This is a genomic window from Streptomyces sp. NBC_00086, assembly GCF_026343255.1.
Lineage (GTDB): Bacteria > Actinomycetota > Actinomycetes > Streptomycetales > Streptomycetaceae > Streptomyces.
On sequence record NZ_JAPELZ010000001.1, the window covers coordinates 1,110,943 to 1,128,276 of the forward strand.

A 17,334-nucleotide genomic window follows, 5' to 3' on the forward strand; every position below is an offset into this window, starting at 1 on the left:
TTAGCCTTCAAGGCGACCTCGGGAGTGCGGTCCTGAGGGGAAAACGCGGAAGCCCGCTCGCCGAAAGACGAACGGGCGTTCCGTCATCCCTACAGATCATCCGGATGAGTTGGCAAGGTATGTACCCATGTCGGGTGCGTATTCGGCCAATCCGGCACGCACTGCCACGAGGGGCTGGGGCGTGTCCTAGCGCTTGCGGCCGCCCCGCTCGTCGGGGCCGCTGAGTCCCGCGCGGCGCAGGGCGTCGGCCATCGCACTGTTGGCGGGGGCCGGAGCGCCGCTCTGACCGCCCTGACGCTGGCCGCCGCCGCCCTGGCGGCGGCCCTTGCCGCCGTCGCGGGAGCCGCCCTGGCTGCCTTGGCCGCGCTCGCCGCCGCCCTGGCCGCCCGCCGGGCCGCGCTGCTGCGGGGGACGGCCGCCGCCCCGGCGCTCGCCGCGTTCCTCGCGCTGCCCCGGGGCCCCGCCGTCGCCGCCCCGCTCCGCCTCGTCCTCCAGGCGCAGCGTCAGCGAGATCCGCTTGCGCGGGATGTCCACGTCCATGACCTTGACCCGGACGATGTCGCCCGGCTTCACCACGTCCCGCGGGTCCTTGACGAAGTTCTTCGACAGCGCCGAGACGTGCGCCAGCCCGTCCTGGTGGACACCGATGTCGATGAAGGCGCCGAAGGCGGCCACATTGGTGACCACGCCCTCCAGGATCATCCCGGGGGCCAGGTCGCCGATCTTCTCCACGCCCTCCTTGAAGGTCGCCGTCTTGAAGGCGGGCCGCGGGTCCCGGCCCGGCTTCTCCAGCTCGCGCAGGATGTCCGTGACCGTCGGCAGGCCGAAGGCCTCGGTGACGAACTGCTCCGGCCGCAGCGAGCGCAGCACACCGGTGTTGCCGATCAGGGCCGCCACCTCGCTGCCCGCCGTCTTGCCCATCGTGCGGACCACCGGGTAGGCCTCGGGGTGCACGCTGGAGGAGTCCAGCGGGTCGTCCCCGCCGCGGATCCGCAGGAAGCCCGCGCACTGCTCGTACGCCTTCGGGCCCAGCCGGGCCACGTCCTTGAGCCCCTTGCGGTTGCGGAAGGGGCCGTTGGCGTCGCGGTGCGCCACGATGTTCTCGGCGAGTCCGCCGCTGATGCCCGACACGCGCGAAAGCAGCGGTGCGGACGCGGTGTTGACGTCGACGCCGACGCCGTTCACACAGTCCTCGACCACGGCGTCGAGCGATCGCGAGAGCTTCACCTCGGACAGGTCGTGCTGGTACTGGCCGACGCCGATCGACTTCGGGTCGATCTTGACGAGTTCGGCGAGCGGGTCCTGCAGGCGCCGGGCGATGGAGACCGCGCCGCGCAACGACACGTCCATGTCCGGGAGTTCCTGCGAAGCGAAGGCGGAAGCCGAGTACACGGAGGCGCCGGCCTCCGAGACCATCACCTTGGTGAGCTTCAGCTCGGGGTGGCGGGTGATGAGGTCCGCGGCGAGCTTGTCGGTCTCCCGGGAGGCCGTGCCGTTGCCGATGGCGACGAGCTCGACCGCGTGCTCCTTGGCGAGGCGGGCCAGCTTGGCCAGCGCGTCGTCCCACTTGTTGGCGGGCACGTGCGGGTAGATCACCTCGGTGGCGACCACCTTGCCGGTGGCGTCCACCACGGCCACCTTCACCCCGGTGCGGAAGCCCGGGTCCAGCCCGAGCGTGGCGCGGGTGCCGGCGGGTGCGGCGAGCAGCAGGTCGCGGAGGTTGAACGCGAAGACCCGTACCGCCTCGTCCTCGGCGGCGGCGCGCAGCCGGGAGCGCAGGTCGATGCCGAGGTGCACCTGGATCTTGGTGCGCCAGGCCCAGCGGACGGTGTCGGCGAGCCACTTGTCGCCGGGGCGGCCGCGATCGTTGATGCCGAAGCGCCGCGCGACCATTCCCTCGTACGTGGACGGGCCGGGCACCTCGCTCGGCTCCTCCGGCTCCAGGGTGAGGTCGAGGACGTCCTCCTTCTCCCCGCGGAGCATGGCGAGCACGCGGTGCGAGGGGAGGGCGGTGAACGGCTCGGTGAAGTCGAAGTAGTCGGCGAACTTGGCGCCCGCCTCCTCCTTGCCCTCGCGGACCTTCGCGGCGAGCCTGCCGCGGCCCCACATGCGCTCGCGCAGTTCGCCGATGAGGTCGGCGTCCTCGCCGAACTTCTCGGTGAGGATGGAGCGGGCGCCCTCCAGGGCGGCGGCCGCGTCGGCCACGCCCTTGTCCGTGTCGACGAACGCGGCGGCCGCCACGGCCGGTTCCTGCGAGGGATCGGCCAGCAGCCCCTCGGCGAGCGGCGCGAGGCCGGCCTCGCGGGCGATCTGTGCCTTGGTGCGGCGCTTGGTCTTGAAGGGGAGGTAGATGTCCTCCAGCCGCGCCTTGGTGTCGGCCGCGTTGATGCGGGCCTCCAGCTCGGCGTCGAGCTTGCCCTGCTCCCGTACGGAGTCGAGGATCGCCGCGCGCCGGTCCTCCAGCTCGCGCAGGTAGCGCAGGCGCTCCTCCAGGGTGCGCAGCTGGGCGTCGTCGAGCATCTCGGTCGCTTCCTTGCGGTAGCGCGCGATGAACGGCACGGTCGAGCCGCCGTCGAGCAGCTCGACGGCGGACTTGACCTGCCGCTCCCGTACGCCGAGCTCCTCGGCGATCCTGCCTTCGATGGACATCGTCACTGTGCGGTCCCGCCTGCCTTCGTACGTATGCGTGATGCTGGTGCTTGCTGCGTGCTGCGTCGGAAGGCTGCCAATTGTGGCAGGTGGCGGCCGCGGACGTCGGAAGCCGGGCCCGGTCCGGGTCTCAGGCCTTGCCCATGAGGTCTCCGGGGAAGGCTCCGGCGACGAAGGCCTGGACGGTGAAGCCGCCGCCGATCTCCGCGAGCCGGGCGACCGAGGCCGCGCCGAGGTGCTCGTACGGAGCCTCGTCCAGGCGGTCGGTCTCCGTCTCCAGGGCTTCGCGCAGCGCCGCGCCCTCGGGCGTGAGCTCGCCCTCGGCGTCGAGCAGGCCGCGCTCGCGCAGGCGGTCCGCGGCCGCATCGAGGTCGGACTGGTCCCAGCCGCGGATGGACTTGAGGTACTTGGGGGTCATGCCGTGGCCGCTGGCCGTGTGGCTGATCAGGGCCTCGACCGGGTCCAGGCCGAGGGTGAGCAGGGCGACGAGGTGCCCGTCGCCGCGGTGCTCGCGCAGCAGGGTGGTGGCGTGCCACAGCTTGAGGTGCGGCTCCTCGGGTACGGGGAGGTCCGCGTGGGCCGAGTAGAGCGTGCGGGCGTGCCGGGTGCAGGCCTCGGTGGCGCGCATCGCCAGCCCGGCGGCCTCGGCGATCTCCGGGGAGGCGATGGCCTCCTCGCCGAGGAGCCGGCGCAGCGTGCTGTCCACGGCCCGCAGCCGGGCGGCGAGGACCTGCTCGGGGGTGGCGGTGTCCCAGACGGCGGGCAGGTGCCGGGCGATGAGGTCGTGGCGGTAGTTGTAGAAGGTGGCCGTCACGGTGCCCGCGCCGACCGAGCCCATGGCGGCGGAGCGGGAGGCGAGGTTGACGGCGTTGCGGTCGGTGATCCCGAGGGCGGCGAACTCTTTGCCGAGGTCGGGCGAGAAGTAGACGGTGGAGTGCAACGGGTTGATCGCCCCGTGCCAGCAGCTGCGGGCGGCGCGCGCCGGAAGTGTCATGGCGTGCAGGCTAACGACTGCTTGGTATGGAGTGAAGGGCCGGGCTCGCACCTGCGGTGAACCGGTGGCGGTGGGGGCCGGCCGCGGAAGCCCCCTCTCCGGCAAGGCCTTCTCGGAGAGGGGGCGGTCCGGCGCTACTTCAGCTCGGCTCCGGTGGCGACGACCACCCCGTAGAGCTCGGTGACCGTGGCGAGGGCCGCCTGGTGGATCTGCTGCGCGGTCAGGGCGCCGGCCGGGCTTTCCAGCGCCCGCGTCGCCGAGGCGTCGGCGACCACCGTCGGGGCGTAGCCGTGCAGGAAGGCGCCCTCGGTGGTGAACAGGGTGCACATGTTGGTCATGAACCCGGCGATGATCAGCTTCTTGCGGCCGGTGGCCTCGATGATCGCGTCGAGGTCGGTCTGGTGGAAGCCGTTCGGGACGGACTTGGTGACGACGGCCTCGCCGTCCCGGGGGGCGACCGAGGCGTGGAGGGTGCCCGGCTCGGTGTCGACGCCGTAGCCGCCGTCCCGGACGTGCACGACGGGGGTGCCGGACTCGCGGGCCCGGGCGAGGAGCCGGGAGGCGGAGGCCAGTGCGGATTCCCAGCCGTCGAGTTCCATGACTCCGCCGGTGTAGGTGTTCTGGTAGTCGACCAGGACCAGGGCGGCATCCTCGAAGGTCGCGGGGGTCTCGTCGAAGCCGTTGAGCTGACGCAGGGTGGTGGTAGCCATGGGGGTGCCGTTCTCACGAGGGTGGGGTTGCGGCCGACTCGGGGCCACGACCTCAACGCTAGGACGCCGCCAACGCGCGGGCAATGACGGCCGACCCGCAGATCCGGACATTCATCGGCGCAGACCAGGAGTGGTGCGCGGGGTGTGGCGGCCGCCCGGGCCGGGTGCGGAATGTGCCCGGACCGGACGTGTTTCGCACGGGCGTTTTTCAGACGCGTGGCGATCATGTGACAGGAGGGGCCGTAGACATGACGCGGGGTCCCGGGCGTGAATACGGTCGAACGGAAGCCACTCCCCTACCACTTGGAGTTCAAGGTGCACCGCAAAGTCATCGCCCCGAGCGTGCTCGCCGCTTCCCTTCTGCTGGTGATCCCGGCGTCGGCGGCGAGTTCCGTTCCGGGCGCACCGGGTATCGGCGATCCCTACTACCCGGCCAGCGGCAACGGCGGGTACGAGGTGTCCCATTACGACCTGCGCCTGCAGTACCAGCCGAAGACCGACCTGCTGGAGGGCACCGCCACCCTGCTCACCACCGCGAAGCAGGACCTGTCCCGCTTCAACCTCGACTTCGGTCTGGACGTCAGCGAGATCCGGGTCAACGGGGTCAAGGCGAAGTTCGCCAAGTCCGGCACGTCCGAGCTGGAGGTCACCCCGGCCTCCCCGCTCCAGCGGGGCCGGCAGTCGAGCGTGGTCGTCAAGTACGCGGGCAAGCCCTCGGAGTTCAAGGTCGACGGCTGGTCGGCCTGGCAGCGCACCCCGGACGGCGGTGTCGCCGCGCAGGAGCCCGATTCGGCGGTCTGGTGGTTCCCGAGCAACGACCACCCGCTCGACAAGGCCACCTTCGACGTATCGGTGAACGTGCCCGACGGAACCCAGGCCATCAGCAACGGCGTCCTGCAGTCGCAGACTTCGCGCCTCGGCTGGACCCGGTACAACTGGCGTTCGAACAAGCCGCAGGCCACGTACCTCGCCACCCTCGCCATCGGCAAGTTCGACATCACCACCGACAAGACGGCGAGCGGGCTGCCGATCCTGAACGCCTACAGCCAGGACCTCGGCGACAACGCGGGCGCGGCGCGCGCCAGCGTGGAGCGGACCGGCGAGGTCGCGGAGTGGCTGGAGGGGGTCTTCGGCCCGTACCCCTTCAATGCGCTCGGCGGGTACGTGCCGAACGTGCCCAGCGGGTTCGCGCTGGAGACGCAGACCCGGCCGTTCTACAGCCCCCGGCAGTTCGCGAACGGCGCGAACGTCTCGGTGGTCGTGCACGAGCTGGCCCACCAGTGGTACGGGGACAGCGTGTCGGTCGACGGCTGGAAGGACATCTGGGTCAACGAGGGCTTCGCCCGCTACAGCCAGTGGCTGTGGTCGGAGAAGGAGGGCGAGGGCACCGCGCAGGAGCTCGCCGACTGGGCGTACGGGCTGCGGGCAGCCGAGGACCCGTTCTGGCAGGTCAAGCCGGGTGACCCGGGTCCGGAAAACCAGTTCCACGGTGCCGTCTACGACCGCGGGGCGATCGCCCTCCAGGCGCTGCGCAACCAGATCGGCGACGAGAAGTTCTTCCGGATCCTGAAGGGCTGGCCGACCGAGCGGGCCTACGGCAACGCCAAGGTCGGCGACTTCGTCCGCTACGCGGAGAAGGTCTCGAACCAGCCGCTCGCGCAGCTCTTCGAGACCTGGCTGTACACCCCGGGCAAGCCGGCCGCCTCGGCGCTGAACCCGGCCGCGGCCAAGGCTCCGGGGGCCCGCACCCTGCGCTCCCCGGCGGCGAAGCCGGCGGCCGAGCCGAAGTCCTGGAAGAAGATCGCCGTGACGAACACCGTGCACGACGACCACTGACCCACCGCGGTACGCGGCTGCGCGCCGTCGCCCCTCAGCGGGCGGCGGCGCGTGCGCGCGCCCGGGCCGCGCGGGCGATCGGCAGGTAGCGCAGGCGCTCCGGCAGGAGGGGTACGAGGATCCGCAGGACCGCGCTGAACCGGCGCAGGCGGCGCTCCTGGGCCGGGGTCCACTCCAGGCCGATGGCGGCGCGCGCCTCGGGCGGCATGTAGCCGGCCGTGACGAAGGCCCGGAAGTGCAGGAAGGCGGCCCGCAGGACGGGCCAGGTCAGGCGCAGCAGGAGCCGGACCGGCAGCGGGCCCCCGGCGGGGCGGGGCAGGGGCGCGTCGGTGGCGAGGAGTTCGCGGGCGACCTTGGTGGGCTCGATCTCCTCGGCCAGCATCCGGTGGTAGTACGGCCAGTACTCCTCGATGCTCTGCGGCATGTCCCGGTCGTGCAGACCGAGGATGCGGCCCACCTGGAGCCATTCGCGGTAAAGCTGCCGCTCCTGGGCCGGGGTGAAGGGGCGCAGCAGGTAGCGCCCGGCGTACAGGTAGACCGGGAAGCCGGTGGCGTGCACCCAGGCGTAGCAGGCCGGGTCGAGGGAGTGGTAGCGGCGCCCCCGGGTGTCGGTGCCCTGGATCTCCTTGTGCAGGCGGCGCACCCGGCGCCCCTCGGCCGCGGCGTCGGCCCCGCCGTACACCCACAGCTGGACGGAGCGCAGGGAGCGCTCGCCGCGGCCCCAGGGGTCGGTGCGGAAGACGGAGTGCTCGTCGACCCCGGCGCCGATGGCGGGGTGGGCGACCTGCAGGGTGAAGGCGGCGGGCAGCATGAGCAGCGCGCGGACGTCTCCGGCGATGGTCCAGAGCACTCCCCCGGGCGGCGGGGGCTCGGGGTCGCTGCGCTCCGTCGTGCCCATGCGTGTGCCCCCAAGGTGTCGAGAATGCCGTTCTCCCAGTATGCAGGGGGTCCGGTGGCTTCCGCCGGGCCCTGTGGACGGTGCATCCTGCGGCCATGAACCTGTCCCCCGAGGCCTGGCTGAAGGCCCTGGCGCCCTGGATGCTGGCCGGTACCGCCGTGACGCTGGCCCTGGTCTTCGCGGTGCTCTTCGCGCTGTTCGCGGTGCCCTACTTCCTGCTGAGGTTCCGTCGGCACCGGGAGAACGCCTCCGGCGCCGCCGAGACCTCCGGCGCCCCGGCGGCACGCGGTCTCGGCGGCTTCACCTGGACCTCCGCGCAGGACGAGGACCGGCGGTCCGGCTGAGGGCACGGCCCCGGCCCCGCCCCCGGAACACCGAAGAAGTACGACTGCGTCCAGAAACCCTTGTCACGGGTGTTACCGCGAAGTAACCCTGGCTGCTTGGATGGCGGAGCCGATCTTCCCCCACAGGAACGAGGGAGACCTCCATGCCCCAGATCCAGCCCCGCAGGGCCCGTGCCGCCGCCGCGGCCGTCGCCGCGATCGCCGTCGGATCGCTCGTCGCCACGACGGCTCCGGCCGCCACCGCCGCCGAGAGCGCCGCGGCGCCGCGGCTCAGCGTCCTGTCGTACAACGCGTTCCTGATGAGCAAGAGCCTGTACCCCAACTGGGGCCAGGACCACCGGGCCGCCGAGATCCCCAAGGCCTCCTGGTACCAGGGGCACGACGTGGTCGTCCTCCAGGAGGCCTTCGACAACGGCGCCTCGGACGCGCTGAAGGCCAACTCCGCGGCGCAGTACCCGTACCAGACCCCCGTCGTGGGCCGCAGCAAGACCGGCTGGGACGCCACGGGCGGCGCCTACTCCTCCACCACCCCGGAGGACGGCGGCGTCGCGATCGTCAGCAAGTGGCCGATCGTGCGCAAGGAGCAGGTGGTCTTCAAGGACGCCTGCGGCGCGGACTGGTGGTCCAACAAGGGCTTCGCCTACGTCGTGCTGAACGTGAACGGCACCAAGGTCCACGTGGTCGGCACGCACGCCCAGTCCACCGACCCGGGCTGCGGCGCGGGCGAGGCGGCCGAGATGCGCGCCCGCCAGTTCCGCAACATCGACGCGTTCCTGGACGGCAAGAACATCCCGTCGAGCGAACAGGTCATCGTGGCGGGCGACATGAACGTCGACTCGCGCACCCCGGAGCTCGCCACCATGCTGGCCAACGCCGACCTGGCGGCCTCCGACACCCGCACGGGGCACACGTACTCCTTCGACACCGCGCTGAACTCGATCGCGAAGTACCGCTACCCGACGGACCCGCGCGAGGACCTGGACTACGTGCTCTACCGCAAGGGCAACGCCCGCCCGGCGGGCTGGGAGAACAACGTGGTCCTGGAGCAGTCGGCGCCCTGGACGGTCTCCAGCTGGGGCACCTCCTACACCTACAACAACCTCTCCGACCACTACCCGTTGATCGGCCGCTGAGCCACCCCCGCGAAAGGGGGGCACCTGCCGCGATCCGGCGGGTGCCCCCCTTTCCTCAGCCTGTAGCCCTCGGCCCTCAGCCGTTGGCCTTCGCCCGCTCCCACTCGCTCGCGTAGTCGTTGAAGATCGCCCGCAGGTGGTGGCCGATCTTCAGATAGTCCAGGTCGTCGAGGTTGGCCAGCGAGACGCGCACCGACCACTGCGGGCCGTCGAAGCCGCCGCCGTTGAGGAGGACCACCGAGGTCTGCTCGGCGAGCCGGAACAGCGGGTCGACCGGCTCGTAGTTCTTCTCCAGGAAGTCCGCGAAGTCCTTGCCGTGGACCCGCTCCGCCTCGGCCAGCAGGTCGAGCTCGATGTAGTACCCGGCCCGCTTGTCGTCCTCGGAGATCTTCATCTGGGCGCCCTCCAGCAGCAGGTCGAGCCTGCGGTGGACGATCTGCCGGATGCGCTCCTTGTAGGCCTGGCCCTCGTCCAGCATGTCGAAGAGCGAGAAGAGCACCATCATCGTCTGCTGCGGCAGCGAGAGGCCGGCGGTGTGGTTGAGGGCCACCGACCGGGAGTCCGCGACGAGCCGGTCGATGAAGCGGATCTTCTCCGGCTCCAGGGTGAGGGTGCCGTACCGCTTGGCGAGGCGGTCCTTCTGGTCCTGGGGGAAGGCCGCGATCATCGCGTCGATGACGTTGTCGTCGTGCAGTCCGATGACGCCGAGCCGCCAGCCCGTGCAGCCGTAGTGCTTGGAGTACGAGTACACGAGCAGGGTGTTGCGCGGCAGGTCGGCGGCGATCGAGCGGAAGCCGGGCACGAAGGTGCCGTACACGTCGTCCGTGACGATCACCAGGTTCGGGTTGCTGGTGGCGACGATGTCCTTGATCTGGTTCGCCACCCGGTCGCTCAGCGCGAGCGAGGGCGGGTTGGAGGGGTTGACCAGGCAGACGAGCTTCACGGAGGGGTCGGCCAGCTTGGCGACCTCCTCCTCCGGGTAGCGCCACTGGCGCACGCCGGTCTCGGCGAAGAGGCTCGCGGAGACGTTGACCACCTCGAACTCGAAGGTGTCGAGCTCGGGGATCTCGATGTACGGGGTGAACACCGGGGTCATCAGGGCGATCTTGTCGCCCTTCTTCAGGACCCCGTTCTTCATCAGGGAGTCGAAGATGTAGCACATGGCGGCGGTGCCGCCCTCGGTCGCGAACAGCGACAGGTTGTTGCCCTCCGGCGGCTTCTTGTCGAACATCTCGTCGGCGACGTAGCCGCGGACGACGTGTTCCGCGTGGGTGAGCATGCGGTCCGGGACCGGGTAGTTGTCACCGGTGATGGCGTCGGTCAGCTCGTGCACGAAGGCGTCCTTGTCGAACGGCCAGCGCGTCAGGGCGTACTGGACGCAGGCGGACAGCATCTCCACGCCGGGCAGGTCCGGGTGGCGCCGTGCCCAGGACTCGAACCGCTCCCCGATGCCCTTCTTCTCCGGCATGCCGCCGAGGTTGTCGGCGGTCCACACCCGCCGGGACTCCTCCAGTGCGAAGTAGCCCAGGGCGTAGAAGGCCTCGCGCGGCCCGGTGGCGATCCAGTTCGGGTTGCCGCGGCCCGCGTTGAGCATCGCCCGGGCCGTGGTGTCCTTCTGGCCCGGCTTGTCGGCCTGGGCGGCCGTGGCGAGCTGGATGAACTTGTCCTTCAGCTCGAAGGGGCTGAGCTGCGCGAAGGACTGGATCTCCTCGCGGCTGAAAGTGGTCTCCGGCACGGTGGTTCGTTCCTTTGCGTCGGGGGCGTTCGGTCGGCCTTGCGGGCGAGGTGGTGGGGGGGGTCAGTGGTGGGGGGATCAGTGGTTGAGGAGGACGATCACGGCGCCCCAGATCGTCAGCAGGACGTTGCTGATCGCGTAGGGGATCGTGTAACCGAGCGTCGGCACCTGGGATTTGGACTCCTCGTTGACGGCTCCGATCGCCGCCGTGGTGGTCTGGCCGCCGGCCAGTACGCCCATGAGGATCGGGAAGCGGATCTTCTGGATGTAGTGGCCCACCAGGAAGCCCACCAGCAGCGGGATCAGCGTGATGACCGCACCCCAGAGCAGCAGCCCCCATCCGGCGGAGGCGAGGCCGCTGGTGAAGCTCGGTCCGGCGTTGAGGCCGACGACCGCGACGAAGAGACAGAGGCCGAGGGTGTCCATGAACCACTGGGCCCCGGGCGGAACGTTGCCGTAGGTCGGGTACCTGCCGCGGATCCAGCCGAAGACGAGGCCCATGATGAGCGCGCCGCCCGAGGTGGACAGCGAGATCGGCACTCCGCCGGCGGTGAGGGCCGGGATGCCGAGGCAGCCGCCGAGGAAGATGCCGAGGCCGACCCAGATCATGTCGGTGGCGAAGCTGGTCGGGACCGGCTTGCCGATGGCCCGGCCGGCCGGGTCCACCAGGCGCTTGGGGCCGGAGAGGATCAGGGTGTCGCCGCGCTCCAACTGGGTGGAGAGCCGGTAGGGGAACTCCGAACCGGACCGGTAGAGCTTGTCGACGTAGACGCCGACCATGAAGGGCTCGGCCCGCAGCTCCGCGATGGTCTTGCCCAGTTGCGCCTTCTCGGAGGCGACCACGTGCAGGTTCTCCGTCTGGTAGCCGAGGAGTTCGACGTCGTCGGCCTCGGCGCCGATGTGCGTGCGTGCGTCGAACGAGACGAGGGATTCGCGCAGGGCGCTGACGGCGACGACGTCGCCCTCGCGCAGAACGGTCTGCTGGGTGTGGTCGATGATCGCGCCGTCCCGGCGGATCCGGGTGATGTAGATCCGCTGGCCCAGGGCCTTCTGCTGGTTCTCGAAGTCGTCGATGGTCCGGCCCACGAGGTCGGGCCGCTGGATGGTGTAGGCCCGCAGGACGACCTCGTAGTAGCCCTCGTGGAGGTCGGGGTCGTCGCTGGGCGCGTCGAGCTCCTTGGCGAGCTGGGCGCTCTCGGCGGCCAGGTTCCGGCGGTAGAGCCGGGGCAGCACGTTGGCCAGGAGCAGCGCGCAGAGGATGGTGCCGAGGGGGTAGGTGACGGCGTAGCCGACAGCGACCAGGTTCTGCTGGTCCGTGATCTCGGACGGGCTGAGTCCGGGAAGGTTCCCGATCGCGTCCTGGGCGACGCCGATGACGGCGGACTGGGTGAGCGCGCCGCCGAGCAGGCCCGCACTGAGCCCGGGGCCGTAGCCGAGCATCACGGCGAAGCCCCAGGAGACGAGCAGGCCGGTGACGCAGACGATCACCGCGTTGAGGACCTGCGGCAGGCCGTCCTTCTTCAGGCCGCGGAAGAACTGCGGGCCGACCTTGTAGCCGAGGGCGAAGAGGAACATCGTGAAGAAGAGGTTCTTCACGGTCCCGTCGATGGTGATCTTGAACTGGGCGCCGAAGATCAGGCCCATGATGAGGCAGCCCGTGACCGCTCCCAGCCCGATGGCCTTCCACCGCAGTTTGCCGACGAGGAAGCCGAAGGCGACGGTGATGAAGACCAGGAGTTCGGGGTGGGGCTTGAAGATGTTCCGTACGAGGAAGTCGATCATGCTGATACCCGTCCTGGTGGGGGGTCAGGCGCCGAGGATCCCGACGAGGATCGGTCCGGTGAGCGGGAGCAGGAAGTTCGAGAGCGCGTAGGTGATCGTGTAGCCGAGCATCGGCACCGAGCTCTGCGCCACCTGCGTGACCGAGGTGATGGCCGGTGTGGAGCACTGCTGGCCGGCGATGGCGCCGATCAGCAAGGGCTTCTCGATCTTCAGGAGCTTGCGCCCGACGAACAGCGAGATCGTGGCCGGTACGAGGACCATGGCGATCCCGGCGAACGGCAGCAGGGCCCCGTACTCCTTGAGCAGCGGCCAGGCCTGCGGGCCCGAGGTCAGCCCGGTGCAGGCGATGAAGACCGCGAGCCCCATGTCCTTGATGGTGGTGGCGGCTTGCGGCGGGAAGGCGCCGAAGGTCTGCCGGCGGGAGCGGAACCAGCCGAAGAGCAGGCCCGAGATCAGGCAGCCGCCGCCGGTGCCGAGCGAGAGCGGGACCCCGCCGGCCCGGACCACGATCTGCCCGATGAGCGAGCCGATCGCGATGCCCAGACCGAGGTAGATGAAGTCGGTGGCGTCGTTCTTGGCCACCGTGCCGATCTTCTCGACGATCCGGTTCAGGCCCGAGCGGGCGCCCACGAGGGTGACGACGTCACCGCGCTCGACGATGGTGTCCGGGTTGGCGGGCAGGTGCTGCTCGCCGCGGAGCACGTCGGTCACGTACACGCCGCTGCGCCCGAACTCCTTGTGGGTGGCGCGGATCTCGTCCAGGGATTTGCCGGCCACCGACTTGTCGGTCATGGCGACCTGCCGGGTGGCCAGCGGGGTGTCCACCCCCGGGATGCCGGGGGTCTCCGGGCCGATGGCCCGGCCCGCCGCGATGGCCTCGGAGCGCCGGCCGACGACGAGGACGAGGTCGGAGAGGAGGAGTTCGAGGTCCGGGGCGGGGGTGAGGTCCTTGGAGCCGCGCCGGACGGCCTCCACGGTGACCCCGCGGCCGAAGGCCTCCTCCAGGTTCCCGATGGTGCGGCCGTCGGCGAGGGTGACCAGGTGGGTGCGGCCGACCAGGCCGGGCATGGCCTCTCGCTCGTCGCTCTCCAGGCCGCCGCCGGAGCCGCCGCCGCGCATCTTCTCCCACAGCGCGCGCGAGGCGTCCGCCAGGTTGATGCGGAGCATCATCGGCATGATCTGGCTGGTGTAGATGACGATGGTGACCAGGCCGAAGAGGTAGCAGACCGTGTACGCGGTGGCCACGTGGCCCTGGTACGTGGAGATCTGCTCCGCGGTCAGGTCGGGCAGCTTGCCGATCGCCTCGGTGGCGGTGCCGACCACGGCGGATTCGGTGGCCGCGCCGGCGAGGATGCCGGAGGCGGTGCCGACGTCGAGGTCGAAGGCCTTGGCCAGCAGGTAGGCGAGGCCGAGCACGCTGACGAGCTCGATGAAGCAGAGCGCGAAGAAGCGCAGGCTCTTGCGGTTGAGGTTGGCGAAGAACTGCGGTCCGGCCATGTAGCCGAGGGCGAAGATGAAGAGCGCGAAGAAGATCGTCTTCACATCGGCGTCGATCTCGATCTTGGCCCAGGCGCCGAGCAGCAGCGACACGATCAGCGTGCCGCAGATGCCGCCGAGGGTGATCGGGCCTACGCGCACCTTGCCGACGAGATATCCGGCCGCCAGGCAGAGGAACAGGGCGAGTTCGGGGTGGTCTTGCAGCACACCCATGGGCGATCAGCCGCCCTTGCCGGGCGGCGTGGCGGATTCAGGGCGTATACACATTCCCTCAGCCTTGTCCGGTGGGCACTCACATGCCCACCGGACGGGGCCATCCGTGTGACGGGCCTCCTACGAGGCTTCGTACGGCTCCGCGTACAGCCCGTCGATCTGCTCCGCGTACTTCTCCCGGATCACCCGGCGGCGCAGCTTCAGGGACGGGGTCAGCTCCCCCGACTCCGGACCCCACTCCTCGGTCAGCACCCGGTAGCGCTTGATCTGCTCGGTGCGGTTGAGCCGGGCGTTCGCGGCTTCGACGGCCCGGGCGATCTCCTCCCGTACGGCCGGGTGCGCGGCGAGCTCCGCGGGTGTGGCGGCCTCGGCGCCGATGCCCTGGGCCTGCGCCCAGGCCGGGGCCAGTTCGGGGTCCAGGACGAGGAGGGCCACGAGGTAGGAGTGGCCGTCTCCGTGCACCAGCGCCTGGCCGATCAGGGGGTGTTCCTTGACGGTGTTCTCCACCAGGGCGGGCGAGACGTTCTTCCCGTTCGAGGTGATGATCAGTTCCTTCTTGCGGTCGGTCAGCCAGAGGAACCCCTCCTCGTCGAGCCGCCCGACGTCCCCCGTCGGGAACCAGCCCGCCTCGTCGGAGGCGCTCTCCACCGAGCCGTCCGGGAGCAGGTACCCGCCGAAGACCGTCTCCCCGCGCGTGAAGATCTCCCCGTCCTCGGCGATCCGCAGCTCCAGCCCCGCGATCGGGCGGCCCACCGAGCCCAGCCGGAAGGCGTCGGGGCTGTTGACCGTGCACACGCCGGAGGTCTCGGTCAGCCCCCACGCGTCCATGATGGTGATCCCCCAGCCCGCCCAGAAGCGCACCACGTCGATCGGCATCGGCGCGGTGGCGCTGGCCGTCCAGACCAGGCGGTCCAGCCCGGCCAGCGTCAGCAGCGGGTCCAGCACCCGTTCCTTGGCCGCGGCGTACGAGGCTTCGAGCCCGGCCGGGACCTCCTCGCCGCGCTCCCGGTGGCCCGCCCGCTCCCGCGCCAGGTCATTGGCGGCTTCGATGGCGCTGCGCTGCTTCTCGGGCAGCCGCCCGAGCACCGCCCGTACGGAGGCGGCCAGCTTCTCCCACACCCGGGGCACCCCGAAGAACTGCACGGGGTGCAGCTCGCGCACCGCGACCGATACGGCGGCCGGGTCGGCGCACAGCCGGACGTGGGCGGCCCGCAGGAGCGGGAGGTAGATGCCGAGGATCCGCTCGGCGATGTGCGCGAAGGGCAGGTAGCACAGGTGCTCGGCGTGCTCGGGCAGCTCGATGTGCCGGTCGAGGCGGACGGACTGGAGCACGATGTTGCGGTGGGTCAGGCGCACGCCCTTGGGGTCGCCGGTGGTGCCCGAGGTGTAGACGACGGTCAGCGGGTCCTCGGAGCGGGACTCCCGCCAGGCCTTCTCGAAGGCATCGGAGCGGTGCAGCCGGGCACCGCCGGCGTACACCGAGCCGTACGTCGAGTGCGGGCCCGCTTCGGCGGCCTCGGCCACGACGAGCCGTTCCAGCGGGGTCCCGGGGTCGGCCAGCAGCGGCTCCCACCGGTCCAGCTCCCGGGCCCCCTCGACCACCGCGAGCCGGGCCCGGCTGTGGCGGGCTATGTGGGCGATCTGCTCGGGCGCGGAGGTCCCGTACACGGTGACGGGGACGGCGCCGAGGTGGACCAGGGCGAGGTCGCTGAGCCAGTGCTCGGGGCGGTTGCCCATCATCATCAGGACGTGCTCGCCGCGTTCGACGCCCAGGGAGGCGTAGCCGGCGGCGAGGACGGCCACCTTGCGGCGGACGTCCGACCAGCTGAGGGTGGTCCAGGCCGTGCCGTCGGGGCCTTCGCGCCACGAGAGGGCGGGAAGATCGCCGTGCTCGGCGGCGTTGCGCGCCAGCAGCGCCGGCAGGGTGAGCTCGTCGGGAGGTGCGGGCAGTCGCAGTTCCGTGGGCATGGGCAGCTCCTTGCCGTTTCACATCGTTGGTGCGACAGCAATACTGTTGAACACGAACCGTGTCGACGTGCTGATCAGAGAGCAGGCGGAGAGCCCATGACCACCCAGGCACCGGAGCCGGCGTCGCTGACCGTCGACGAACTGGCGGCCAGGGCGGGTGTGACCGTCCGCACCGTACGGTTCTACAGCACCCGCGGGATTTTGCCCCCTCCCGTGATCGGACCCCGTCGGGTTGGCCGATACGGCCCCGAACACCTGTCCCGTCTCGCACTCATCGAGGAGTTGCAGCACCAGGGCATGACCCTCTCCGCCATCGAGCGCTACCTCGACGCCCTGCCCGACGATCTGAGCGCGCACGATCTGGCCATCCACCGCGCGCTGGTGGCGACCTGGGCCCCGGACGCGGCGCTGGACTCCTCGCGCGCGGAGCTGGAGAAGCGGGCCGGGCGCTCCCTGACGGAGACGGACATCCGGCGGCTGACGGCCATGAACGTGCTGACCCCGACCCCGGAGGGCTTCCGGGTGGACATGGGGCTGCTGCGGCTCGGGGTCGCACTGCTCGACGTCCCGATCGCCCACGAGACGATCCTGGCCGCCCGCGAGGTACTGCTCGGACACGCCCGGACGGCGGCGCACCAGCTGACCGCGCTGTTCCGGGACGAGGTGTGGGGGCCGTTCACGGAGGGCGAGAGCGATCCGGAGCGGGTGGAGTCGATGAAGGCGCTGTCGGCGCACATGCAGCCGATGGTGGTGCAGGCACTGGTGACCGCGTTCCAGCGCTCGCTCAAGGAGGAGTTGCGGGCTGCCTTCGTCTCGGAACCGGTAGGTTCTGGCCATGGCGATGATCTACAACACCACCATGAAGCCCGGTAAGACGGAGCTTCTGGCTGCCTGGCTTCCGACGCGGCCGTGGTACGCGTCCACGGGGCACTCCCCCGAGCTCGACCGCTCGGGCGGGTTCCGGCTCGACGATCCGCAGGGTGAGGTCGGCATCGAGTTCATGGTGCTCACCGATACCTCGGGCAGCCGGGAAACCTCCTACCTCGTGCCCCTCACCTACCGCGGCGCCCCGCTCGACGGCGCCGGAGCGGCTCTGGTGGGCACCTCCGAACACGGGGTGCTCGGCACCCGGTGGATCTACGACGGCGCCCACGACCCGGTGCTCGTCGGCCAGTTGCTCGCCCTGATCCAGGGCCGCGCCGTGGCGCAGGACCAGTGCGAGAGCAGCCTGAGCGACCCCTCGGTCACCTCCTGGTACGACGGCCCCGAGCTCCCGGAGGTCCCCGAGGTCCTCCCGCGGGCGTGGCTGGAAGTCACCGACACCGCACGGGGTACGGACGTACGCCTGCCGGGCGCCCCGGTGCTCGCGCTGACACGCGTCCTGCGCCCCGGGGCGGCCGGGCCGGCGGACGCCACCGGGGCCGTGGGCCGGCTCACCGCCGGCTGGACCACGCCGGACGGGGCGGCGCAGCAGGGCCTGTTCGCGCAGCTGCGTACCACCGGGCACGCCACCGCCTGATCCGCACCGGCGTACGGCCCGGGGCGGGGTGCCCCGGGCCGCACGCGGGCCGGCTC

13 protein-coding genes are annotated in these 17,334 nt (G+C 70.9%); 5 read left to right on the forward strand and 8 right to left on the reverse strand.

The annotated features are described in order from the left end of the window. Window positions 1–186: 186 nt before the first annotated feature. From OG276_RS05115 to OG276_RS05125, 3 genes are all read right to left on the reverse strand, one after another. Window positions 187–2,655: a Tex family protein gene (locus OG276_RS05115; protein WP_323182309.1), complete on the reverse strand. Its 2,469-nt coding sequence runs from the start codon at window positions 2,653–2,655 to the stop codon at window positions 187–189. Window positions 2,656–2,779: 124 nt separating this feature from the next. Continuing rightward, the gene (locus tag OG276_RS05120; protein WP_266903156.1) at window positions 2,780–3,643 is read right to left on the reverse strand and encodes a hypothetical protein; all 864 of its coding nucleotides are present in this window, start codon (window positions 3,641–3,643) and stop codon (window positions 2,780–2,782) included. Between the two features lie 134 nt (window positions 3,644–3,777). Next, window positions 3,778–4,353, reverse strand: coding sequence for a cysteine hydrolase family protein (locus OG276_RS05125; protein WP_266903158.1), 576 nt, complete (start codon window positions 4,351–4,353; stop codon window positions 3,778–3,780). Window positions 4,354–4,668: 315 nt separating this feature from the next. Between OG276_RS05125 and OG276_RS05130 the strand changes: the two genes are divergently transcribed. Next, complete coding sequence (locus OG276_RS05130; RefSeq protein ID WP_266903160.1) at window positions 4,669–6,189, forward strand: M1 family metallopeptidase; 1,521 nt, start codon at window positions 4,669–4,671, stop codon at window positions 6,187–6,189. Window positions 6,190–6,223: 34 nt separating this feature from the next. Here the strand turns inward: OG276_RS05130 and OG276_RS05135 are convergent, their stop codons facing one another. Then, the gene (locus OG276_RS05135; protein ID WP_266903162.1) at window positions 6,224–7,087 is read right to left on the reverse strand and encodes an oxygenase MpaB family protein; all 864 of its coding nucleotides are present in this window, start codon (window positions 7,085–7,087) and stop codon (window positions 6,224–6,226) included. 95 nt (window positions 7,088–7,182) lie between these two features. On the opposite strand from OG276_RS05135, the gene OG276_RS05140 reads away from it, so the two are divergent. Beyond that, window positions 7,183–7,431, forward strand: a complete 249-nt coding sequence (locus OG276_RS05140; protein ID WP_266903164.1) for a hypothetical protein — start codon at window positions 7,183–7,185, stop codon at window positions 7,429–7,431. 143 nt (window positions 7,432–7,574) lie between these two features. Continuing rightward, a complete protein-coding gene (sph, locus tag OG276_RS05145; RefSeq protein WP_266903166.1) occupies window positions 7,575–8,564 on the forward strand; it encodes a sphingomyelin phosphodiesterase in 990 nt (329 codons plus the stop codon). A gap of 76 nt (window positions 8,565–8,640) precedes the next feature. Here the strand turns inward: sph and OG276_RS05150 are convergent, their stop codons facing one another. The 4 genes from OG276_RS05150 to OG276_RS05165 form a co-directional block, all read right to left on the reverse strand. Next, window positions 8,641–10,299: a bifunctional aspartate transaminase/aspartate 4-decarboxylase gene (locus OG276_RS05150; protein ID WP_266903168.1), complete on the reverse strand. Its 1,659-nt coding sequence runs from the start codon at window positions 10,297–10,299 to the stop codon at window positions 8,641–8,643. A gap of 78 nt (window positions 10,300–10,377) precedes the next feature. Further along, a complete protein-coding gene (aspT, locus tag OG276_RS05155) occupies window positions 10,378–12,081 on the reverse strand; it encodes an aspartate-alanine antiporter (RefSeq protein WP_266903170.1) in 1,704 nt (567 codons plus the stop codon). Window positions 12,082–12,105: 24 nt separating this feature from the next. Then, on the reverse strand, window positions 12,106–13,791 hold the full coding sequence (aspT, locus tag OG276_RS05160) for an aspartate-alanine antiporter (protein ID WP_266903172.1): 1,686 nt from the start codon (window positions 13,789–13,791) through the stop codon (window positions 12,106–12,108). A 120-nt stretch (window positions 13,792–13,911) separates the two neighbouring features. Beyond that, window positions 13,912–15,759 carry a long-chain fatty acid--CoA ligase gene (locus OG276_RS05165; protein ID WP_266903174.1) on the reverse strand — a complete coding sequence of 616 codons (1,848 nt, stop codon included), beginning with the start codon at window positions 15,757–15,759 and terminating at the stop codon, window positions 13,912–13,914. A 96-nt stretch (window positions 15,760–15,855) separates the two neighbouring features. Here OG276_RS05165 and OG276_RS05170 point away from each other — a divergent pair, with 96 nt between their 5' ends. Continuing rightward, the gene (locus tag OG276_RS05170) at window positions 15,856–16,632 is read left to right on the forward strand and encodes a MerR family transcriptional regulator (RefSeq protein WP_266903176.1); all 777 of its coding nucleotides are present in this window, start codon (window positions 15,856–15,858) and stop codon (window positions 16,630–16,632) included. Further along, window positions 16,595–17,278 carry a 1,4-alpha-glucan branching protein gene (locus OG276_RS05175; RefSeq protein ID WP_266903178.1) on the forward strand — a complete coding sequence of 228 codons (684 nt, stop codon included), beginning with the start codon at window positions 16,595–16,597 and terminating at the stop codon, window positions 17,276–17,278. Before OG276_RS05170 ends, OG276_RS05175 begins: the two co-directional genes overlap by 38 nt. Window positions 17,279–17,334 lie beyond the last annotated feature (56 nt).

What these genes read in the sequence shown, in the direction of transcription:
- OG276_RS05135 (WP_266903162.1), bottom strand. Translation starts at nt 7,087, where the DNA reads ATGGGCACGACGGAGCGCAGCGACCCCGAGCCCCCGCCGCCCGGGGGA.
- OG276_RS05165 (WP_266903174.1), bottom strand. Translation starts at nt 15,759, where the DNA reads ATGCCCACGGAACTGCGACTGCCCGCACCTCCCGACGAGCTCACCCTG.
- aspT (WP_266903170.1), bottom strand. Translation starts at nt 12,081, where the DNA reads ATGATCGACTTCCTCGTACGGAACATCTTCAAGCCCCACCCCGAACTC.
- sph (WP_266903166.1), top strand. Translation starts at nt 7,575, where the DNA reads ATGCCCCAGATCCAGCCCCGCAGGGCCCGTGCCGCCGCCGCGGCCGTC.
- OG276_RS05175 (WP_266903178.1), top strand. Translation starts at nt 16,595, where the DNA reads ATGGCGATGATCTACAACACCACCATGAAGCCCGGTAAGACGGAGCTT.
- OG276_RS05170 (WP_266903176.1), top strand. Translation starts at nt 15,856, where the DNA reads ATGACCACCCAGGCACCGGAGCCGGCGTCGCTGACCGTCGACGAACTG.
- OG276_RS05120 (WP_266903156.1), bottom strand. Translation starts at nt 3,643, where the DNA reads ATGACACTTCCGGCGCGCGCCGCCCGCAGCTGCTGGCACGGGGCGATC.
- aspT (WP_266903172.1), bottom strand. Translation starts at nt 13,791, where the DNA reads ATGGGTGTGCTGCAAGACCACCCCGAACTCGCCCTGTTCCTCTGCCTG.
- OG276_RS05140 (WP_266903164.1), top strand. Translation starts at nt 7,183, where the DNA reads ATGAACCTGTCCCCCGAGGCCTGGCTGAAGGCCCTGGCGCCCTGGATG.
- OG276_RS05125 (WP_266903158.1), bottom strand. Translation starts at nt 4,353, where the DNA reads ATGGCTACCACCACCCTGCGTCAGCTCAACGGCTTCGACGAGACCCCC.